Genomic DNA, 5,612 nt, shown 5'->3' on the forward strand with positions numbered 1-5,612 from the left:
CGCGGTCGGGCGGTGCTGTGGGTCTTGCGGTGCTGTTTCTTGACGCCCGACACTGCGGGCGGACACCCCCCGCCCCGTCCCCTTCGCAGGAACGGCGACTGCTACCCCGTCAGGGGTGCGGGGAACTGCGCGAGCGGCCACGCGACGGGCCCGCACACGCGCGGACGCGGCACCCCCTTCGGCGACCTTCAGAGGCGGTCCAGGACCTGCGCGAGCAGGGAGCCCATGCGGGTGGCCGAGTCGCGGCCCGCCTGGAGGACCTCCTCGTGGTTCAGGGGCTCGCCCGTCATGCCCGCCGCCAGGTTCGTGACCAGGGAGATGCCCAGGACCTCGGCGCCTGCCTCACGCGCGGCGATCGCCTCCAGGACCGTCGACATGCCCACCAGGTCCGCTCCGATGACGCGGGCCATGCGGATCTCGGCCGGGGTCTCGTAGTGCGGGCCGGGGAACTGGGCGTAGACACCCTCCTCCAGGGTGGGGTCGATCTCCTTGCACAGGGCGCGCAGGCGGGGGGAGTAGAGGTCGGTGAGGTCGACGAAGTTCGCACCGATGATGGGGGAGGTGGCCGTGAGGTTGATGTGGTCGCTGATCAGGACCGGCTGGCCTGGGCGCATGCCCTCGCGGAGGCCGCCGCAGCCGTTGGTGAGGACCACCGTCTTGCAGCCGGCGGCGACCGCGGTGCGGACGCCGTGGGCCACCGCCGCCACGCCGCGGCCCTCGTAGTAGTGGGTGCGGCCCAGGAAGACCAGGGCGCGCTTGTCGCCGATGGCGTATGAGCGGATCTTGCCGCCGTGACCCTCCACCGCCGGAGGCGGGAAACCGGGCAGCTCGGTGACCTGGAGCTCGGCGTCGGGAGTGCCGAGGGCGTCCACGGCCGGTGCCCAGCCGGAGCCCATCACGAGGGCGACGTCGTGGGTCTCGGCGCCGGTCAGTTCGCGCAGGCGCGCGGCGGCGGCGTCGGCGGCGGCGTGCGGGTCGCCCTGGATGTCGTCCGGAAGAAGAGATGCGTTCACGCGACTGAGGGTAGCCGGTCTGGGCCTACGCGCGTAGATGACGGAGCTCACGGGATGGCGATCGTTGTCTTGTCGTTTCCAACGAACGGTGGGCTGTGTGGTGGCTGTGGTTCAGCACGGGCGCTTGCGGAGTTCCATGACGTAGTCGTGGGGCGCGCCGGCCGATTCCGCCGCGTCCGCGATCTCACCCAGGTAGCGGGCCGAGGGGAGGCCGCCCTCGTAACCGTTGAGGACGTAGAGCCAGGCCGACTCCTCGCCCTCCAGGGTGTGGACACGGACGCGCAGACGGCGGTAGATGCCGAGGCCCACGCCCTCCCAGCGGTCCAGCGAGTCCTCGTCGGGCGGCGCGACCTCGTACAGGGCGACGAAGACCTGGGAGAAGGGGTCCTCGGCGATGGTCGCCAGGGCGCCCTCCCAGCCCATGTGCTCTCCCCCGAACGTCAGCCGCCAGCCGTTCAGCCAGCCCGTGGCGCGCATCGGCGAGTGCGGGGCGCGGCGGGTCATCAGCCGCGCGTCGAGGTTGCCGGCGTACGCGGCGTAGAGCGACATGGGGAGAGGGTACGGCAGGGAGAACAGGGGGCTCACAGGGAACAGGCGCCCCTTGCCCAACCCGTTGCCGCGGCCCCGGGCAATAGCACCTTGAGCGGTGCGGGACAATGGGGTACGTGACTCGGATCGTGATCATCGGTGGCGGACCCGGCGGATACGAGGCGGCCCTGGTGGCCGCCCAGCTCGGCGCGGAGGTGACCGTCGTCGACTGCGACGGTCTGGGCGGGGCGTCGGTGCTGACCGACTGCGTGCCGTCGAAGACTCTCATTGCTACGGCCGAGGTGATGACCACCTTCGATTCGTCGTACGAAGAGCTGGGGATCATCGTCGCCGACGACACCCCGCCGCTGGAGCAGGCCGCCCGGGTGGTGGGTGTTGATCTGGGGAAGGTCAACCGGCGTGTGAAGCGGCTCGCTCTCGCGCAGTCGCACGACATCACCGCCTCCGTCACGCGGGCCGGGGCGCGGGTCATGCGCGGGCGCGGGCGGCTGGAGGGCATGCAGGCACTCGACGGGTCCCGGAAGGTCGTCGTCTCCGCTGTCGACGGGAGCGAGGAGACGCTGACCGCGGACGCCGTGCTCATCGCGACCGGTGGGCACCCGCGTGAGCTGCCCGACGCCCAGCCCGACGGCGAGCGCATCCTGAACTGGACCCAGGTCTATGACCTCGACGAGCTGCCGGAAGAGCTCATCGTGGTCGGGTCGGGTGTCACCGGTGCCGAGTTCGCCGGCGCCTACCAGGCGCTCGGGTCCAAGGTGACCCTGGTGTCGTCGCGGGACCGGGTGCTGCCGGGTGAGGACCCGGACGCGGCCGCGGTGCTGGAGGACGTCTTCCGGCGGCGCGGCATGAACGTCATGGCGCGCTCGCGGGCCGCCGCCGCCAAGCGGGTCGGCGACCGGGTGGAGGTGACGCTCTCCGACGGGCGGGTCATCAGTGGGTCGCACTGTCTGATGGCCGTCGGTGCCATTCCCAACAGCGCGGGGCTGGGCCTCGAGGAGGCCGGGGTCAAGCTGCGGGAGTCCGGGCACATCTGGACCGACAAGGTGTCAAGGACCACGGCTCCCGGTGTGTACGCCGCAGGTGACGTGACCGGTGTGTTCGCCCTCGCGTCGGTCGCCGCCATGCAGGGGCGTATCGCGATGTACCACTTCCTGGGTGACGCCGTCGCTCCGCTGAACCTGAAGACCGTCTCGTCGAACGTCTTCACCGACCCCGAGATCGCCACGGTCGGGTACACCCAGGCGGACGTGGACGGCGGGAAGATCGACGCCCGTGTGGTGAAGCTGCCGTTGCTGCGCAACCCGCGCGCCAAGATGCAGGGCATCCGGGACGGCTTCGTGAAGCTCTTCTGCCGGCCCGGCACGGGCATCGTGGTCGGCGGTGTGGTCGTCTCCCCGCGTGCCTCGGAACTGATCCATCCGATCTCGATCGCCGTCGACAACAATCTGACGGTCGAACAGATCGCGAACGCCTTCACCGTGTACCCCTCCCTTTCGGGGTCGATCGCGGAGGTCGCCCGTCAGCTCCACACACGCAAGACCGGTGGCGAGGTCTGACGGCCGAAAGCGATTCCCCGCTGGTCACGGGGAGTTGTCGAGCGTGCGTGCGGCATAGGCGGGATGGGTAGGCCCTATACCACTCGGCGTGCTTGCGTGCGAACAACTTCTGCTATTCGGCGCAAACAGCTGAAAGCAGACGGTCGTTGGCATTACTGTCAGTTTCGTGTTCGCTGCAGAACGTCGCCAATTGATCCTCGAAATGGTGCGAGCGAACGGGGCCGTGTCGCTCCGTGAACTCGCCCGCGTCGTCCAGACCTCTGAAGTGACCGTACGGCGGGACGTGCGCGCACTGGAGGCAGAAGGACTCCTCGACCGCCGGCATGGCGGTGCGGTACTGCCGGGCGGTTTCACGCGGGAGTCCGGCTTTCCGCAGAAATCCCATCTCGCGACCGCCGAGAAGACGGCCATCGCCGACCTCGCCGCGGGCTTCGTCGAAGAAGGCGAGGCCATCGTGGTGGGGGCCGGTACGACCACGCAGGAGCTGGCCCGCCGGCTCGCCCGGGTGCCCGGCCTGACCGTCGTCACCAACTCCCTGCTCGTCGCCCAGGCGTTGGCCCATGCCAACCGGGTGGAGGTCGTGATGACCGGCGGGACGTTGCGTGGGTCCAACTACGCGCTGGTGGGCAGTGGGGCCGAGCAGTCCCTGCAGGGGCTGCGCGTCTCACGGGCCTTTCTGTCCGGGAGCGGGCTCACCGCGGAGCGCGGGCTGTCCACGTCCAACATGCTGTCGGCCTCCGTCGACCGGGCGCTCGTCCAGGCGGCCGCGGAGGTCGTCGTGCTCGCCGATCACACCAAGCTCGGGACGGACACGATGTTCCAGACCGTGCCCACGGATGTGATCACGCGGCTGGTGACGGACGAGCCGCCGGCCCACGACGACCGGGCGGCCACGGAGTTGCAGGCCCTGGCGGACCAGGGCGTGCAGATCGCCGTGGCGGGGGCGTCGGGGAACTCCGGGAACCCGGGGGGCGATGCGGTCCCCCCGCGTCAGGCGCGGGCCCTGCCGGGACAGCGGCGGCAGGTTCCGGGGGCCGGCCTCAGGACGGCGACGGTGCTGGGGGACGCCGGGGTTGAGCGGGCCCGCGTCGCGGACATGCGGCGGCGGTAAGGCCCCGTCAGCGGCATTGTCCTCAGGCGTCTTTCAAGCCCCTCAGGGTCAGATCGAGCAGCCTGTCCGGCAGTTGCGGGTCCGCCGGTGACTCCTCCGCCGCCAGGGCGATCGCGTGGGTCAGCTGGAGCAGGTCGCCCATCTCGACGTCCGCGCGGACTCTGCCGGCCTGCTGGGCTCGGGTCAGCAAGGCCGTTCCCGCCTCGCGCATGGGGGTGCTGCAACGGGCGAGGGCCGAGGCCCGGTCCGATGAGACGGACATCAACGCCCTGGCCAGTCCCCGGTATTCACCGGCGTGCGCCACGACCTCCCGCAGCCAGGTCACCAGTGCCGTGCACGGTTCCGGGGCCGTCTGGAGTTCCCTCGCCCGGGAGAGCAGGTCGTTGACGGCGTCCTCGAAGACCGCACTCAGCAGGGCATGACGGTTGGGGAAGTGGCGGTAGAGGGTGCCGATTCCCACGCCGGCGCGCCGGGCCACGTCCTCCAGGGACGCGTCCGTGCCGTGGGTGGCGAAGGCCGCGCGGGCCTCGGTGAGCAGGCGGTCGTAGTTGCGGCGGGCGTCGGCGCGCATGGGGCGCGGGGCGGTGGGCGGCATCCCGGTGCCGCCGGTGTCCGCGGTCCGCGCCGACGTCGTGGTCACCATGCCCTCCATGTGCTCTCCCCACGATGCTTCCTCGTGCGTCCAGCATGCCATCGAGGTGCGTCGGTCGGGATGGGGAGAGGGGGGCGGCCGGGATCTGGGGAAGGCGGGCGGCCGGTATGGGAGCTGGCGGGCTGGCGGGATGGGGAGATAGGCCGGCTGCCGGGATCTGGAGGGGGGGCGGCCGGGATCTGGAGAAGGCGGGCGGCCGGGACGGGAGCTGGCGGGCCGCCGGGATGGGGAGATAGGCCGGCTGCCGCGATCCGGGGATGACGGGCTGCCTGAATCCGGAGAAGTCGGGCGGCCTGGATCGGGAGATGGGGGGGCCGCCGGGATTTGGAGAGGGGGGCGGCCGGGATCTGGAGAAGGCGGGCGGCCGGGACGGGAGCTGGCGGGCCGCCGGGATGGGGAGATAGGCGGGCTGCCGCGATCCGGGGATGACGGGCTGCCTGAATCCGGAGAAGTCGGGCGGCCGGATCGGGAGATGGGGGGTCGCCGGGATCCGGAAAGGCGGGCCGCCGGGATCCGGAAAGGCGGGCGGGCGGGATTTGGGAAAGGCGAGGCGCCCGGTGGGCTGGTCGTTCCAGTCCACCGGGCGCCTTGTGGGACCGCGGGTGTCAGTCCTTGATCTCGCAGATGGCGGCGCCCGAGCTGATGGACGCGCCGATCTCCGCGGACAGGCCCTTGATGGTGCCGGAGCGGTGGGCGTTGAGGGGCTGTTCCATCTTCATCGCCTCCAGGAC

Annotated in this window: 6 protein-coding genes; 2 read left to right on the forward strand and 4 right to left on the reverse strand. The window is 71.2% G+C overall.

Features of this window, described 5'->3' with window-relative positions; translation table 11 throughout:
* Positions 1-188 precede the first annotated feature (188 nt).
* The gene (locus ABZ453_RS50230) at positions 189-1,013 is read right to left on the reverse strand and encodes a purine-nucleoside phosphorylase (RefSeq protein WP_133049985.1); all 825 of its coding nucleotides are present in this window, start codon (positions 1,011-1,013) and stop codon (positions 189-191) included.
* Between the two features lie 111 nt (positions 1,014-1,124).
* Positions 1,125-1,562: a gamma-glutamylcyclotransferase gene (locus ABZ453_RS50235; RefSeq protein WP_359026660.1), complete on the reverse strand. Its 438-nt coding sequence runs from the start codon at positions 1,560-1,562 to the stop codon at positions 1,125-1,127.
* 107 nt (positions 1,563-1,669) lie between these two features.
* Here ABZ453_RS50235 and ABZ453_RS50240 point away from each other — a divergent pair, with 107 nt between their 5' ends.
* Entirely contained in the window at positions 1,670-3,118 is a 1,449-nt protein-coding gene (locus ABZ453_RS50240; protein WP_356762278.1) for an NAD(P)H-quinone dehydrogenase, read from the forward strand.
* Positions 3,119-3,284: 166 nt separating this feature from the next.
* Positions 3,285-4,229 (forward strand): DeoR/GlpR family DNA-binding transcription regulator, encoded by a 945-nt coding sequence (locus tag ABZ453_RS50245; protein WP_359026662.1) that lies wholly within the window; start codon positions 3,285-3,287, stop codon positions 4,227-4,229.
* A 22-nt stretch (positions 4,230-4,251) separates the two neighbouring features.
* Here the strand turns inward: ABZ453_RS50245 and ABZ453_RS50250 are convergent, their stop codons facing one another.
* Positions 4,252-4,800 carry a helix-turn-helix domain-containing protein gene (locus ABZ453_RS50250; RefSeq protein ID WP_359026664.1) on the reverse strand — a complete coding sequence of 183 codons (549 nt, stop codon included), beginning with the start codon at positions 4,798-4,800 and terminating at the stop codon, positions 4,252-4,254.
* A gap of 686 nt (positions 4,801-5,486) precedes the next feature.
* The coding region (locus ABZ453_RS50255) for an acetyl-CoA carboxylase biotin carboxyl carrier protein subunit (RefSeq protein WP_359024758.1) at positions 5,487-5,612 on the reverse strand (126 nt) is incomplete at its 5' end.

Source organism: Streptomyces sp. NPDC005799 (genome assembly GCF_040630525.1).
Classification (GTDB): domain Bacteria; phylum Actinomycetota; class Actinomycetes; order Streptomycetales; family Streptomycetaceae; genus Streptomyces; species Streptomyces griseorubiginosus_B.